This is a genomic window from Pseudomonas chlororaphis subsp. piscium (assembly GCF_003850345.1).
GTDB classification, from domain to species: Bacteria; Pseudomonadota; Gammaproteobacteria; order Pseudomonadales; family Pseudomonadaceae; genus Aquipseudomonas; species Aquipseudomonas piscium.
Genome location: NZ_CP027707.1, coordinates 5,027,904 through 5,041,570, shown reverse-complemented (window position 1 = coordinate 5,041,570; position 13,667 = coordinate 5,027,904). Strand labels below are relative to the sequence as shown.

13 protein-coding genes are annotated in these 13,667 nt (G+C 62.5%); 3 read left to right on the top strand and 10 right to left on the bottom strand.

The features are described 5' to 3' along the window. The first annotated feature begins 203 nt into the window (after positions 1-203). Positions 204-1,106: a lipid kinase YegS gene (gene yegS, locus C4K38_RS22535; protein ID WP_053280279.1), complete on the top strand. Its 903-nt coding sequence runs from the start codon at positions 204-206 to the stop codon at positions 1,104-1,106. Here yegS and C4K38_RS22530 read toward each other — a convergent pair. From C4K38_RS22530 to C4K38_RS22520, 3 genes are all read right to left on the bottom strand, one after another. Beyond that, the gene (locus C4K38_RS22530) at positions 1,103-1,762 is read right to left on the bottom strand and encodes a response regulator (protein ID WP_025805446.1); all 660 of its coding nucleotides are present in this window, start codon (positions 1,760-1,762) and stop codon (positions 1,103-1,105) included. The two genes, yegS and C4K38_RS22530, sit on opposite strands and share 4 nt — an antisense overlap. Then, positions 1,759-2,652, bottom strand: coding sequence for a sensor histidine kinase (locus C4K38_RS22525; protein ID WP_053280278.1), 894 nt, complete (start codon positions 2,650-2,652; stop codon positions 1,759-1,761). Before C4K38_RS22525 ends, C4K38_RS22530 begins: the two co-directional genes overlap by 4 nt. A gap of 502 nt (positions 2,653-3,154) precedes the next feature. Next, positions 3,155-3,622, bottom strand: a complete 468-nt coding sequence (locus C4K38_RS22520; RefSeq protein WP_053280277.1) for a hypothetical protein — start codon at positions 3,620-3,622, stop codon at positions 3,155-3,157. Between the two features lie 540 nt (positions 3,623-4,162). On the opposite strand from C4K38_RS22520, the gene C4K38_RS22515 reads away from it, so the two are divergent. Together C4K38_RS22515 and C4K38_RS22510 are read left to right on the top strand one after the other, a co-directional pair. Further along, entirely contained in the window at positions 4,163-5,098 is a 936-nt protein-coding gene (locus tag C4K38_RS22515) for a chemotaxis protein CheV (protein ID WP_009044919.1), read from the top strand. A 99-nt stretch (positions 5,099-5,197) separates the two neighbouring features. Further along, positions 5,198-6,001 (top strand): MOSC domain-containing protein, encoded by an 804-nt coding sequence (locus tag C4K38_RS22510; RefSeq protein WP_053280276.1) that lies wholly within the window; start codon positions 5,198-5,200, stop codon positions 5,999-6,001. An 86-nt stretch (positions 6,002-6,087) separates the two neighbouring features. On the opposite strand, the gene ppnP is transcribed toward C4K38_RS22510, so the two are convergent. From ppnP to C4K38_RS22475, 7 genes are all read right to left on the bottom strand, one after another. Next, on the bottom strand, positions 6,088-6,372 hold the full coding sequence (gene ppnP / locus C4K38_RS22505) for a pyrimidine/purine nucleoside phosphorylase (RefSeq protein ID WP_007930001.1): 285 nt from the start codon (positions 6,370-6,372) through the stop codon (positions 6,088-6,090). Between the two features lie 81 nt (positions 6,373-6,453). Continuing rightward, positions 6,454-6,996: a 3'-5' exonuclease gene (locus C4K38_RS22500; protein WP_025805442.1), complete on the bottom strand. Its 543-nt coding sequence runs from the start codon at positions 6,994-6,996 to the stop codon at positions 6,454-6,456. Positions 6,997-7,065: 69 nt separating this feature from the next. Continuing rightward, complete coding sequence (locus C4K38_RS22495) at positions 7,066-9,027, bottom strand: acetyl/propionyl/methylcrotonyl-CoA carboxylase subunit alpha (RefSeq protein ID WP_053280275.1); 1,962 nt, start codon at positions 9,025-9,027, stop codon at positions 7,066-7,068. 3 nt (positions 9,028-9,030) lie between these two features. Further along, on the bottom strand, positions 9,031-9,867 hold the full coding sequence (locus C4K38_RS22490; RefSeq protein ID WP_053280274.1) for an enoyl-CoA hydratase/isomerase family protein: 837 nt from the start codon (positions 9,865-9,867) through the stop codon (positions 9,031-9,033). Continuing rightward, positions 9,864-11,021 carry a citronellyl-CoA dehydrogenase gene (atuD, locus tag C4K38_RS22485; protein ID WP_053280273.1) on the bottom strand — a complete coding sequence of 386 codons (1,158 nt, stop codon included), beginning with the start codon at positions 11,019-11,021 and terminating at the stop codon, positions 9,864-9,866. Before atuD ends, C4K38_RS22490 begins: the two co-directional genes overlap by 4 nt. Positions 11,022-11,173: 152 nt before the next feature. Continuing rightward, positions 11,174-12,790, bottom strand: a complete 1,617-nt coding sequence (gene atuC / locus C4K38_RS22480) for a geranyl-CoA carboxylase subunit beta (RefSeq protein ID WP_053280272.1) — start codon at positions 12,788-12,790, stop codon at positions 11,174-11,176. A gap of 3 nt (positions 12,791-12,793) precedes the next feature. After that, positions 12,794-13,663 (bottom strand): SDR family oxidoreductase, encoded by an 870-nt coding sequence (locus C4K38_RS22475; RefSeq protein WP_053280271.1) that lies wholly within the window; start codon positions 13,661-13,663, stop codon positions 12,794-12,796. Positions 13,664-13,667: the final 4 nt, after the last annotated feature.

Below are 13,667 nucleotides of genomic sequence, written 5' to 3'. Positions count from 1 at the left end.
GGCGTCGTTCGCCTGCCATGAACATTCTCCGATTGTCTGTTTCGGGTCAATTCAGGTGATTCTCAATCTGCGGTCAGAAAAGTTACCGGTCAGTGGGCAGGCGGCCTGATGGGGACAAATTGATTACAACTCGGTCGAACTTTTTCTCATGGACCGGGGGTCAACATCCTTCAATGGTCCTCGAATGACAGGAGTGATGAGCGATGAGCGAGCGCAAGGCGATGCTGATACTGCACGGCAAGCAGGCCCTCAACGAAGAAGTCCGCGCCGCTGTCGAGCGCAAGCGTGAAGAGGGTTGGGAGCTGGCGGTCCGCCTGACCTGGGAAGCGGGCGATGCCCAGCGCCTGGTGGATGAAGCCCTCGCGGTCGGTTATACGCGTCTGATCGCGGGAGGCGGTGACGGCACCTTGCGGGATATCGCCGAGGCCATGGCGGCGCAGGCCAACGATGCCAGTCTGGTGTTGCTGCCGCTGGGGACGGCCAATGATTTTGCGCGGGCGGCCGGCGTGTCGTTGCTGCCCCATGAGGCACTGAACCTGCTCGACGTGCCGGCACGGACGATCGATCTCGGCGAGGTCGGTGGCCAGGTATTTCTCAATATGGCCACGGGTGGGTTCGGCAGCCAGGTGACGGCCAATACCTCTGAGGACCTGAAAAAGATTCTGGGCGGCGCCGCTTATCTGTTCACCGGTTTGTCCCGTTTCAACGAACTGCATGCGGCCTACGGCGAGCTGCAGGGGCCGGATTTCCATTGGCGCGGTGACCTGCTGGCCCTGGGGATCGGCAACGGGCGCCAGGCCGGTGGTGGTCATCTGCTGTGCCCTGAGGCGATGGCCGATGATGGGTTACTGGATGTCAGTATCCTGCCGGCCCCCCAGGAGCTGGTAGGCACCTTAAAGGACCTGCTGGCCGGTGGCTGGGGGATCGACAACCTGTTTGTGCGTACGCGCCTGCCCTGGGTGGAAATCAAGGTGTCCGAGGGGCTGGATATCAATCTCGACGGTGAGCCCCTGCAAGGCGAAAGCCTGCGTTTTCGCGCGCTCCCAGGGGCATTGCGGGTGCATTTGCCGGAAGACTCCCCGCTGTTGGGGGCTTCGGCGCCTTAATCGTCGAGGCTGATGATCTGTTCGCGGACGGCAAACAGGACCAGGCCGGCCACGTCATAGATCTGCAGGCGTTTCATGATCTGCGAGCGATGGGTTTCCACGGTCTTGATGCTCAGGCCCAGCCCGTGAGCGATTTCGCGGGTCGATTTGCCGCGAACGATCAGGCGCAGGATCTCCAGCTGGCGTGCGGTCAGGTTATGGGTTTCAACGGGTTCTGGATGAGGTTTCTGCACGCGGATCAGTGCCTGGTTGATCACCGTATGGGCAATGGCCGGGCTGAGATAACGTTCGTTGTTGCGCAAGGCCTCGAGCGCGTGCTCGAGTTCGTTGGCGGTGGTGTCCTTGAGCAGATAGCCATGAGCCCCTGACTCCAGGGCCTGCATGATCAGCGCCGGATCGGTGTGCATCGAGAGAATCAGTACCTTGCTCTGCGGGTGCACCACCTTGAGTTTCTTCAGGGCTTCAAGGCCGCTGACATCCTTCATGGAAATATCCAGCAGGATAATGTCTGGCGACAGCCTTTCGACCATTTCCAGTACTTGTGCGCCATCGTTGGCTTCGCCGATCACGGCATAGCCAGGAATGTCCATGACCAGGGCACGCACGCCAGCCCTGATGAGCGAGTGGTCATCCACCAGAAGTAAGTTGCAGGTCAATGTAAAACCTTATTCGTACTGGCCCGTTCGAGTGCGCGAGGCGCCCAGGGGAAGAGTGCTTCGATTTGTGTACCCTGGTCGGGCTGGCTGGAAACCTTCAGGGTGCCACCCAGTTGCGCGATCCTTTCCGCCATGCCCGCCATGCCGCGTTGTCCTTGTGCGCCAGGATTGGCCGCCGGGGAAAAACCACGGCCATCGTCGCTGATAAACAGCGAAAGCCCCTCGGGCAGGCGTTGCAGGCGCACCAGCAGGTTATCCGCCTGGGCGTGGCGCAGTATGTTGGTGACGGCTTCCTGGGTGATGCGAAAGGCGGCCACCGCCATCTCCTCGGGGATGCCTGCCAGGCGTTGCTTGCATTCCAGGCTCCAGTGCACGGAAGTGTTTTCCAGGGTCTTGAGCAAGTGGGCCCGCAGGCTGGCTTCCAGGCCCAGGCTGGCCAATTGTCGAGGATTGAGAATGGCCGATACATCGCGCACCTTGGCCAGGGTTTCTTCCAATGTGCTTTGAAGCGTTGTGCAATGCTGTTGCAGATCTTCGGGCAGGCGGCGCTTGAGCCATTCGCTTTGCAGCTTGGCGGCAGTCAGCAACTGACCAATATCATCATGCAATTCACGACTGAGGCGATGGCGCTCGTTTTCCTGGACTTCCAGCAAGCGGTCCGCCAGCTCCTGAGGCTGGAACTTGATCGATTTGCGCGAATCACCGTAATAGGCCCAGACACTGGCCAGGGCCGCCAGATTCAGGATCAGCAGGCTGAGGGGAAAGGTAGTCGACAGGCAATAGATGGCCAGACTTCCAAGTGCCGAGCATGAGCACAGCAACAGGTTGAGCCAGCGCAGGTTTATTCGAGAGAGAAGCCTGGTGGCAGTTGACTTGAGGCTGGCGTACATAGCGGATGGAGCCAATGAATGTTCGCTGCGGGGAGACCGGTCAAGGCAACTGACGAGCCCCGGTTTGGAAAACGGTATTGTTTGAGTATGCGGCTTCAATTAACGCGATCTATTCGTTGGGAGCAAGCCTTGCACTGATCTGGCGTGTAACAAGATCAATCTGAAGTCACAGTGCCATTAAGTACATCGTCTAGTGGTTGGCATAGTACCAGCTTTAGCTACCGTTGGTCGCGTCCCTATATATGTCCAGAGGGTCAGGAATATTGCCTTCTGGGACGCATGTTCCGATTTGCCGATTTTTAACTGATCACGCTGAAACAGTGGCTGTATCCCGCCTTGCGCATACGGGCAGGCGGGATTCAGGACACTGGGATTCTGAGTAATGGTTTTATTAGTTGCGTTAGTTGTTTTGTCGCTAACAGGCATGAAATATTGAATAACGACATGATGCGGGTCAATGTCACAACATATCTAACAGCTGAAGTTAGGGATTAACGACAGGTTATGCGTTTCTCTTGGCGATCGAAAAAACGTTAAACGAATTTTGTTGGCAGGACAGGGACGCGGGCAGAGGGTCGACTTGCACGGCGAGGGATTCGATGAGGGTGGCCTGTTCGTTGCCGTCGAGGTTCAACTGCCCGGTCACCGGATCGACGAGTTCAAGCTGCCAGGCCATCAGGCTGAAGCACTCCCCGAGGGTGTCGAGGATCTGCTCGTTCATGTCCGGATGAGGGTGGGGATGATCCAGCAACGCATGGACCTGGCGCGAGAACTCGGCGGTGCTGCGCAGCGCCAGCGCGTCGGTTTTCTCGGCAAGTTTGAGCAGAGTGGACAGCATGCAATCGATGGCGTCCCGATCGTTCTTGATCAGGTTGAGATGGTTCAGGCACTCAACCGACTTGGCCAATAGTGCTTCTGCCTCAAGCAGAAAGTCGGGTGACTGGTGCCACTCTTTATCGTCGATCAGCATGCTTGTCTCCACGACGCCACGTCAGATGATGGAATGGTCCGTTTTGTGAGCGGCTGTAAGGTATTACGCCGGTTATGCCGTGGGATATAAGACGATTCTGATTGGTTCTTAATGGACGAAGGCGCAGTGCTGATGTTTAGTCGGCAGGTGGCAGACCGTCGGGCACGGTCTATCGACCACGCTTGGACAGCGGAGGCGGGGGGGCTCGAAAGGGCACCAGCCCATCTTCCTGCGATCACAAACAAAAGCCTGACTCCATTCATGCAATGAGAATGGCGTCACATTAATGGCTATTGGATATTGCGAATATCAGGTTGGTCCTGATTGCCGATAGGGGATTCCCTTATAGAGGGGAACCAAGCGCTGAAATAGAGGTCGCGGCGGGGAGATTGTTCGGGTGAAATCGCGAAGCCAGTAAAGCATGATGTTAATGTGACATCAATGCCTTTGCGTGGCATTTTGTACGCGGGTCAAGATTCGGCGAATTGCGCCGATAACCCTCGTTAGTGAATTCATCAGAACAAGCCCAGGAGTCATTACATGGCCGGCATTCTCGACACGGTAGATCAACGCACGCAACTGGTGGGTGAGAATCGCCTGGAAATCCTCATGTTCCGTCTGGCCGGGCGACAGTTGTTCGCGATCAACGTGTTCAAGGTGCAGGAAGTCCTGCAATTGCCGAAGCTGACGCTGATGCCCCAGCGCCATCCGTTCGTCTGTGGCGTGGTCAACCTGCGGGGGCAGACGCTGCCGGTCATCGACCTGTCTCAGGCGATCGGCATGCGGCCGCTGGTGCCGGGACCCAACAGCACCATCATCGTCACCGAGTACAACCGCTCGGTGCAGGCCTTCCTGGTGGGAGGCGTCGACCGCATCGTCAACATGAACTGGGAAGCCATCCTGCCACCGCCGACCAGTGCCGGGCGCCAGCATTACCTGACGGCGATCAGCAAGGTCGACGATCAACTGGTCGAGATCATCGACGTGGAAAAGGTCCTGGCCGAAATCGTTCCGTACAACGCCAAGGTCTCGCGCGACAAGCTCGACGACCCGGTGCTCGAACGTGCCCGTGGTCGTGAAGTGCTGCTGGTGGACGACTCCAACGTGGCGCTGTCGCAATTGCGCGACACCCTGGGCCAGCTGGGGGTGAAGATGCACATTGCCAGCGACGGCCTGAAGGCTCTGAAGATGCTCAAGGCCTGGGCCGATACCGGGGTCGACATGACCGACAAGCTGCTGATGGTGTTCACCGACGCCGAAATGCCGGAAATGGACGGCTATCGCCTGACCACCGAGATCCGCAACGATCCGCGCCTGCGCGGCCTTTACGTGGTGCTGCATACCTCCCTGTCCGGCAGCTTCAACGAGTCGATGGTGAAGAAGGTCGGTTGCGACAACTTCCTGTCCAAGTTCCAGCCGGACAAACTGGTCGACGTGGTGCGCCAGCGCCTGATGCTGGACGAAGTTCCCGCCTGACGGGAGCAGTGGCCGGAGCGACGCCTGCGCGGCAGGTGCTTCTTTGATTCGTGGGCCGGCTCGTATAAGGTTGCTTTTTTTGCCACCCGGGAGCTGGCCATGCGTCTCAGCGCGCTTTATCGATACCCTCTGAAGTCCGGCAAGGGCGAGTCCCTGCAACAGGTCGCGTTGGACAGGCTGGGGCTGGAGGGAGATCGACGCTGGATGCTGGTCGATGAACCCAGCGGACGCTTCCTGACCCAACGCGCGGTCCCGCACATGAGCCAGCTTTCGGCGCTGTGGAACGCCGAGGGTGGGCTGACCCTCAGTGCTCCCGGCTACCCAGCCCTCGATGTGCCACTGCCTGGTGCGGATGCCCCGTTGCGTGGCGTGACCATCTGGCGCGATACCCTGCGCGTGCCGGATGCCGGCGACGAGGCCCATGCCTGGCTGAGCGAGTTCATCGGCAAGCCGACCCGCCTGGTACAGGTGCCCCTGGACCGAGCGCGCACCACTCAGGCCGGTTACGGCAAGGATGACGATCAGGTGGCCTTTGCCGACGGTTTTCCGCTGTTGCTGATTGGCGAGTCTTCCCGGGAGGATCTGTCCAGTCGCGTCGGTCGTCCCCTAGAGATGCTGCGCTTTCGTCCCAACCTGGTGATCGAAGGCTTCCCGGCATTCGCCGAGGACGGCTGGAAGCGCATCCGCATCGGCGATATCGAGTTTCGGGTGGTCAAGCCTTGTGCGCGTTGCATCCTCACCACCATCGATCCGCAGACCGGTGAGCGCAGCGCCGACCGTGAACCGCTGGCCACGCTGCAGCAGTACCGGGCGCAAGAAGGTGGGGCGATGTTCGGGCAGAACCTGGTGAACGACGGCATCGGCCGCCTGGAAGTCGGCATGCCGGTCACCGTGCTGGAATAAAGCGTCGGCAGCGCTGCAACGAAAAATGCCCGTATCGCGAGATACGGGCATTTTTTATGACCGACAATCAGTCCCCGAGGGAGGGATCAGCCGCGGTATTCGCACAGGTAGGCGGTGTCGACGGCCACCTTCAGCTGGAACTTGCTGTTGGCCGGGACGTTGAACTGGCTGCCGGCGGCGAAGGTTTCCCAGTCGTTGCTGTCAGGCAGCTTGACGGTCAGGGCGCCAGAAACCACGTGCATGATTTCCCGTTGAGCCGTGCCGAACTCGTATTCGCCCGGAGCCATGACGCCGATGGTGGCTGGACCTTCGGCCGTGCCGAAGGCAATCGACTTGACAGTGCCGTCGAAGTACTCGTTGACTTTAAACATGGGCGATTCCTCAAAAAGGGGTCAAAAAGGCCGGCCAGTATGCACAAGGCCTTCAGATGCGTCACCTGTTGCGCTGACGGATCAGCCGGGAAGAATCAGAGGCAATAAACGCGCCGTATTGCGGGCATCTTCCAGGGCGCGATGCTGCTGGCCGGTGAACTGCAGCCCGGCGAGCTGCAGCGCGCCGTTCAGGCCCAGCGGTCGTTCGAGGCGGCGCGCCTTGGCGAAGCGTTGCTTGAGATTCATGTGCGGCAGTTGGGCGAGGGCGCTGTGCAGTTGCGAGCGTTGCCATTCCTGCAGCAGCTGCTTGCGATCGTAGTCGCCCCAGCTGGCCCAGCCTTCCAGGCGCCCATGGTGCTGGCCCAGCCAGCGTTCGAACAGCGGCCAGACTTCGCTCAACGGCTGGGCGCCGTCGATCTGGGCCTGGCTGATGTGGGTCAGTTCACGGCAGAACGGCGTCAGCATCGGCCGCCGCAGCGGGCGCACGAAGCGCTGGAAATGGTCCAGTTCACGCCCTTCGCGGTTCACCAGGGTGGCGCCGATCTCGATGATTTCCATGTCGGTCACCGGCCAGCCTCCTTCGTCCGTGGTGGCTTCCAGATCAATTACCAACCAGTGGGGCATCACAGGCTCCAGCTTCAACATCCCGATGAGGCTTGAGCGTAGCCAAACCCGACGTCTGCGCCTAGCGGCTTATTCCACCTCCAGCAGAACCTGGCGGTTTTTCACCTGGTCGCCGAGGTTGACCTGCAGCCGCGTGATCACGCCATCGATCCCGGCTTTCAGCGGGTGCTCCATCTTCATCGCCTCCAGCACCAGCAGCAGCTGGCCCTTGCTGACGGTCGCGCCCTCGCTGACCAGTACGTCGACTATGGCGCCGTCCATGGGCGCCTTGAGCATGCCGCTGTGGACGCCGGCCTGGCTGGCCACCGGTGCGTGGCTTAGGTCTTGAAGGTGCAGGCTGCCAGGGCGGGTAAACAGCCAGAGCTGCCCGGCTTCCAGGGTGTAGGCGTAGCGGCGGCGGATACCGTCGATGGTCGCCCAGGCCCAACGGCCATCCGCTTCCAGCAGCTGTACCTCGAAGCCTTCGTCGGCCTGTTGAATCAGCAGAGTTCCGGGCTCCTGGTTATTCAGTTCAAGGTTCCACACAGCTTCACCCGAGCCCAGGCGATAGTGCAGAGGCACGCTGGCGTTGTTGCGCCAGCCGGCCAGCGCCGCGCCGTGGCGCCGGGCCGCGTGCTGAAAAAACAACGCCGCGGCCAGGGCCAGTTCGGCGCCGCTCGGCGGCTGGGGCCGCAGGCTTGGATCGTCGGCGAAATGTTCGGCGATAAAGGCGGTGCTGAATTCGCCGCTGGCAAAGCCGGGATGGCGAAGCAGGTTCGCCAGCAGTTTCTGGTTGCTCGCCACGCCCGTCAGCACTGTGTCTTCGACCGCGCGCAACAGCTTGCGGCGCGCCTCTTCGCGGGTGGCGCCGTGGGCGATGAGCTTGCCCAGCATCGGGTCATAGAAGGGGCTGACGCTCTGGCCTTCCAGCAGGCCGTGGTCGATACGCACATCGGCGCCCAGCGCCGGTTCCCAGCGCCGCACCTGCCCGGTTTGCGGCAGGAAATCCTGCGCCGGGTCCTCGGTATACAGCCGCACTTCGATGGCATGGCCCTTGAGTTCGACCTGCTCCTGGCGCAGCGGCAGCGGTTGACCGGCCGCCACCTGCAGTTGCAGGGCCACCAGGTCCAGGCCGGTGATCATTTCAGTGACCGGGTGTTCGACCTGCAGCCGGGTGTTCATTTCCAGAAAAAAGAACTGCCCCCGCGCATCGAGGAGAAACTCCACGGTGCCGGCGCCGACATAGTTCACCGCACGGCCCGCCTTGAGGGCGGCTTCACCCATGGCCTGGCGCAGCTCGGCGGTCATCACCGGGCAGGGCGCTTCCTCGACGACTTTCTGATGACGACGCTGGATCGAGCAATCGCGCTCGCCGAGGTAGATCAACTGGCCGTGGCGGTCGCCGAACACCTGGATTTCCACATGCCGCGGCTCAATCAGCGCCTGTTCCAGAATCAGCTCGTCGCTGCCAAAGGCGTGCAGCGCCTCAGAACGAGCGGTGCGCACCTGTGCCAGCAACTCATCGGCCCGTTGCACCAGGCGCATGCCGCGCCCGCCGCCACCGGCGCTGGCCTTGATCATCAGCGGGTAGCCGATGCGTTCGGCTTCCTGTTGCAGGGTCGTATCGTCCTGTTCCGCGCCCTGATAACCAGCGATGCAGGGCACCCCCGCCGCGAGCATCGCCAGCTTGGACAGGCGCTTGCTGCCCATCAGTTCGATGGCCTCGGCGCTGGGGCCGATAAAGGTGATGCCGGCTGCCTCGCAGGCGCTGGCGAATTCGGCGTTCTCCGAAAGAAAGCCGTAGCCGGGATGCAGCGCATCGGCGCCGGTGCGCCGGGCCGCGTCGAGGATTGCCTGGCTGTTCAGGTAGGACTGCTGGACCGCCGCCGGGCCGATGTGCACCGCCTCGTCGGCCATCCGCACATGCAGCGCATCGGCGTCGGCGTCGCTGAACACCGCCACGGTGCGATAACCCAGGGCTTGGGCGGTGCGCTGGATGCGGCAGGCGATTTCGCCACGGTTGGCGATCAGGATTTTGCTGAAGGCGGACATGGGTCAGGTTCCTGAAGTCGGTGGTGTCTGCTCGCGATGGGGTTCGGACGCCCACGCCGGTTTGCGTTTTTGCACAAAGGCCATGGTCCCCTCGATGCCTTCGGCACCGGTGACGGCGGCGGCGAACTGTTCCGCCGCGCGATCGAGCAGGGGCGCCAGCGGCTCTTCATCGCTGGCCAGCAACAGGGCCTTGGTCGCGGCATTGGCTTCGGGCGCGCAGCACAGCACATGGGCCAGCACCTCATCGAGGCGTTCGGCCAGGGCCTGCGGGCTGTTTTCGACAAAATGCACCAGGCCCAACCGCTTGGCCTCGTGGCCGTCAAAGCGCGCGGCAGTCAGCGCCAGCCGGCGGGCCTGGGTCAGGCCGATGCGCTTGACCACGAACGGAGCGATTTGCGCCGGCAACAGGCCGAGGCTGGTTTCCGGCATGCCGAACTGCGCCTGATGATCGGCGATGGCGATATCGCTGACACAGGCCAGGCCGAAGCCGCCACCCAGCACCGCGCCTTGCAGCAATACAATCAGCACCTGCGGGTTGTGCTGGGCTTCTTCGAGCAGCGTGCCGAACGCCCGGTTCAGTTCCTGATAGGCGCTGGCGCCCTGGGCGCGGGCACTGGTCATGTCTTTCAGGTCGCCACCCGCGCAGAAGTGCCCGCCGGCGCCCCTCAGGACCAGGGCGCGAATGCCGCGGTCATCGCGTACCGCCGCCAGCACCGCGCGCAGTTCGGCGACCATTTGCAGGCTCATGGCGTTGCGGCTGTCCGGGCGATCGAGAGTGATGTGCAAGACGCCGCCGCGGGGCGCCAGCAGCAGGGTTTCGCAGGCGGGCAGGCGGCTCATTTTCTTTTCCCCGGCAGGATGCCCATGAGTTTGCAGATGATGCCCAGCATGATTTCGTCGGCGCCGCCGCCGATCGAGACCAGGCGCACATCGCGGTAGGCGCGGGCCACCGGGTTGTCCCACATGAAGCCCATGCCGCCCCAGTATTGCAGGCAGCTGTCGCTGACTTCGCGGCCCAGGCGCCCGGCCTTGAGCTTGGCCATGGACGCCAGGCGGGTGACATCCTGGCCCCGCACGTATTGCTCGGTGGCCTGGTACACCAGGGCCCGCAGGCATTCGATTTCGGTGGACAGCTCGGCCAGGCGGAAGTGGATCACCTGGTTGTCGATCAGCGCGCTGCCGAAGGTCTTGCGTTCCTTGCAGTACTCGATGGTGCTGTCGACGCAGTACTCCAGGCCCTTGATCATGTTGGCCGCGCCGAACAGCCGTTCTTCCTGGAACTGCAGCATCTGCATCATGAAGCCGGCACCTTCGTGGCCGATGCGATAACGCTGGGGCACGCGCACGTTGTCGAAAAACACCTGGGCGGTTTCCGAACTGCGCATGCCGAGCTTGTCCAGGTGCGGGCTGAGGCTGATGCCGGGGCTGTTCATCGGCACCATGATCAGCGATTTGTTGACGTGGGGCTTGTCGTCCGAGGTGTTGGCCAGCAGGCAGATGAAGTCGGCGCTGGGGGAGTTGGTGATCCACATCTTGCTGCCGTTGATCACATAGTCGTCGCCATCCTTGCGCGCGGTGGTCTTGAGCCCGGCCACGTCGGAGCCGGCACCGACTTCGGAGACGCCGATGCAGCCGACCATTTCTCCGGTGATGGCCGGGCGCAGGAACTCCTCGCGCAGCTCGTCGGAGCCGAAGCGCGCCAGGGCCGGAGTGCACATGTCGGTCTGCACGCCGATGGACATTGGGATGCCGCCGCAATGAATGGTGCCGAACTCTTCGGCGGCGACTATCGAATAGCTGTAGTCCAGGCCCATGCCGCCGAACTTCTCCGGCTTGGAGATGCCCAGCAGGCCCAACTCGCCGGCCTTGCGGAAAATCTCGTGGATCGGAAAGCGCCCGGCCTTTTCCCATTCCTCGACATACGGGTTGATCTCGCGCTCGACAAAGTTGCGCACCGTGCGCCGCAGTTCTTCATGTTCCTGGGTGAAGATCATTTTTATTGTTCTCCTCAAGTTGAGTGACGCAATTGCCGAACCTGGTGACCCCTGTAGCCGCTGCCGAAGGCTGCGATAAGGCCCGAAGGGCCTTCGAGGGCCTCAAGAGCACGTCCCCTTCGGGCCGATCGCAGCCTGCGGCAGCGGCTACATCAGAACCGTGCGACGCCGAAGCTGTTGGGTTGTAGCTGACGCACCTCGGCCTCGTGGCAGATATCCAGCAGATAACCCAGCAGGGTGCGGGTATCCCGTGGGTCGATCAGCCCGTCGTCCCACAGGTTGGCACTGCCATACAAGGCGGTGGACTGGCTGTCGAGTTTCTGCGCGGTGACCTGTTCCAGCATATCCAGCATCTGCGGATCGGCCGCCTGGCCCTGCTTGGCATGCTTGGCCTCGGTGACGATGCGCAGCACCTTGCCGGCCTGGGCGCCACCCATCACCGCGGTGCGGCTGTTGGGCCAGGCGAAGATGAAACGCGGGTCCAGGCCGCGGCCGCACATGGCGTAGTTGCCGGCGCCGTAGGAGCCGCCGACCACGATCGTCAGCTTCGGCACCCGGGCATTGGCCACCGCCTGGATCAGCTTGGAACCGTGCTTGATCACGCCTTGCTGCTCCGACTCGGTGCCGACCATGAAACCGGTGGTGTTGTGGAAAAACAGCAGCGGGGTGCCACTCTGGTCGCACAACTGAATGAACTGCGCGGCCTTGCTCGCGCCTTTCGGGGTGATCGGCCCGTTATTGCCGATAAAGCCGCAAGGGCGCCCCTGGATCTGCAAATGGCCGCAGAGGGTCTGCTGGTCGAACTCGCCCTTGAACTCGAGGAAGTTCGAACCGTCGGCGATGCGCGCGATGATTTCCCGGGCGTCGTAAGGCTTTTTCGGGTCGTCGGGAATCAGCCCCAGCAGCTCGTCGATCGGGTACAGCGGTTCCGCGTAGGCGCGCTGAGGCTGCAGCGGCAGCCGGGCATTCCACGGCAGGGCGTCGAGAATTTCCCGCACGATGCGCACGCCGTCGCCGTCGTTTTCCGCCAGGTACTCGGCGGTGCCGGCCACCTGCGCATGCATCTCGGCGCCACCCAGTTCTTCATCGGTGGCCACCTCGCCGGTGGCGGCCTTGAGCAGGGGCGGGCCGGCGAGAAATAGCTTGGCCTTGCCGCGCACCACCACCACGTAATCCGACAGCCCGGGCTGGTAGGCCCCGCCAGCGGTGGCCGAGCCGTGCACCACGGTGATCTGCGGCAGGCCCATGGCCGACATGCGCGCCTGATTGGCGAAACTGCGCGCGCCTTCGACGAAGATCTCCGCCGCGTAATTGAGGTTGGCGCCGCCGCTTTCGGCCAGGGTCACCACCGGCAGTTTGTTTTCCATGGCGATCTGTTGCAGGCGCAGGGATTTTTTCAGGCCGCTGGGGGAGATGGTGCCGCCCTTGATCGCACTGTTGTTGGCCACCACCAGCACCCGCACGCCGCTGACGTAACCGATGCCGGCGATCAGCCCGCCACCGGCCTGGCTACCGTCCTTGTCGTCGTGCAGCTTGTAGCCGGCCAGGCTCGCCAGTTCGAGAAAGGGCGCGCCGGGGTCCAGCAGCAGGTTGAGGCGTTCGCGGGGCAGCAGTTGCCCGCGCTTTTCGAATTTCGCCTTGGCCTCGGCAGCCTTGGCCAGCAGGTTCTGTTCCAGTTGGCGGATCTGCGCCAGGCTGGCCAGCATCGCTTCGCGGTTCTGCAGGAACTGCGGGCTGTGGGGGGCGAGTTGGGACTGAATAACCGGCATGGCTTACTCCTGATCCTTGAGCACGTCGGGCAGATAAGCGCGGTGAAAGCCGTTGTAGGACTGGCTATGGGAGGCCTTGTGCAACGGCCAGGCGCGGCTGCCGAGGCTGGCGGCGCCGTCGATGCGCAAGGTGCTGCCGCTGATGAAGGCCGCCGCCGGGCTGAGCAGGAAGACGATGGCGGCGCTGACTTCCGACTCGGTACCGATGCGCTTGAGCGGTACGTGTTCGCGCAGGGTCGGGATCACCGCCTTGAACGCGCCTTCGTAGGTGTCCATGCCGCTGGAGGCGATCCAGCCCGGCGCCACGGCGTTGACCCGCACTCCGGCATGGCCCCATTCGAACGCGGCGGTCTTGGTGAAGTTGTCCATCCCCGAACGGGCGGCGCCGGAATGGCCCATGCCGGGCATGCCGCCCCACATGTCGGCGAGCATGTTGACGATGCTGCCGCCGTGCTTGCTCATGGACTGGTTGAAGACTTCCCGGGCCATGAGAAAACCGCCCACCAGGTTGGTGCGCAGCACGGTTTCAAAACCTTTCTGATTGATCGAGGCCAGGGGCGAGGGGTACTGCCCGCCGGCATTGTTGACCAGGCCATGCAGCGGCCCGTGTTTACGGATCAGTTCACTGACCAGGGCCTTGACCGCTTCTTCGTCGCGAATGTCGCAGGCATGGCCGCTGGCCTGGCCGCCGTCTTCGGCAATCTCCGCGGCGACCTGGTGCAGCTTGTCCGCCTTGCGCCCCACCAGCAGCACACGGGCGCCAAGGGCCGCCAGTTCGTGGGCGGTGCAGCGCCCGATGCCGCTGCCGCCGCCGGTGACGACTATGGTCTGGCCGGCGAACAGGTCGGGTTTGAAAATCGAGTCGTAAGTCACGGCA

Excerpts from the sequence above, each read along its gene's own strand:
- C4K38_RS22520 (WP_053280277.1), bottom strand. The coding sequence starts at position 3,622 with ATGCTGATCGACGATAAAGAGTGGCACCAGTCACCCGACTTTCTGCTT.
- C4K38_RS22490 (WP_053280274.1), bottom strand. The coding sequence starts at position 9,867 with ATGAGCCGCCTGCCCGCCTGCGAAACCCTGCTGCTGGCGCCCCGCGGC.
- C4K38_RS22500 (WP_025805442.1), bottom strand. The coding sequence starts at position 6,996 with ATGCCCCACTGGTTGGTAATTGATCTGGAAGCCACCACGGACGAAGGA.
- yegS (WP_053280279.1), top strand. The coding sequence starts at position 204 with ATGAGCGAGCGCAAGGCGATGCTGATACTGCACGGCAAGCAGGCCCTC.
- C4K38_RS22525 (WP_053280278.1), bottom strand. The coding sequence starts at position 2,652 with ATGTACGCCAGCCTCAAGTCAACTGCCACCAGGCTTCTCTCTCGAATA.
- C4K38_RS22495 (WP_053280275.1), bottom strand. The coding sequence starts at position 9,027 with ATGTCCGCCTTCAGCAAAATCCTGATCGCCAACCGTGGCGAAATCGCC.
- atuD (WP_053280273.1), bottom strand. The coding sequence starts at position 11,021 with ATGATCTTCACCCAGGAACATGAAGAACTGCGGCGCACGGTGCGCAAC.
- atuC (WP_053280272.1), bottom strand. The coding sequence starts at position 12,790 with ATGCCGGTTATTCAGTCCCAACTCGCCCCCCACAGCCCGCAGTTCCTG.
- C4K38_RS22515 (WP_009044919.1), top strand. The coding sequence starts at position 4,163 with ATGGCCGGCATTCTCGACACGGTAGATCAACGCACGCAACTGGTGGGT.
- C4K38_RS22510 (WP_053280276.1), top strand. The coding sequence starts at position 5,198 with ATGCGTCTCAGCGCGCTTTATCGATACCCTCTGAAGTCCGGCAAGGGC.
- ppnP (WP_007930001.1), bottom strand. The coding sequence starts at position 6,372 with ATGTTTAAAGTCAACGAGTACTTCGACGGCACTGTCAAGTCGATTGCC.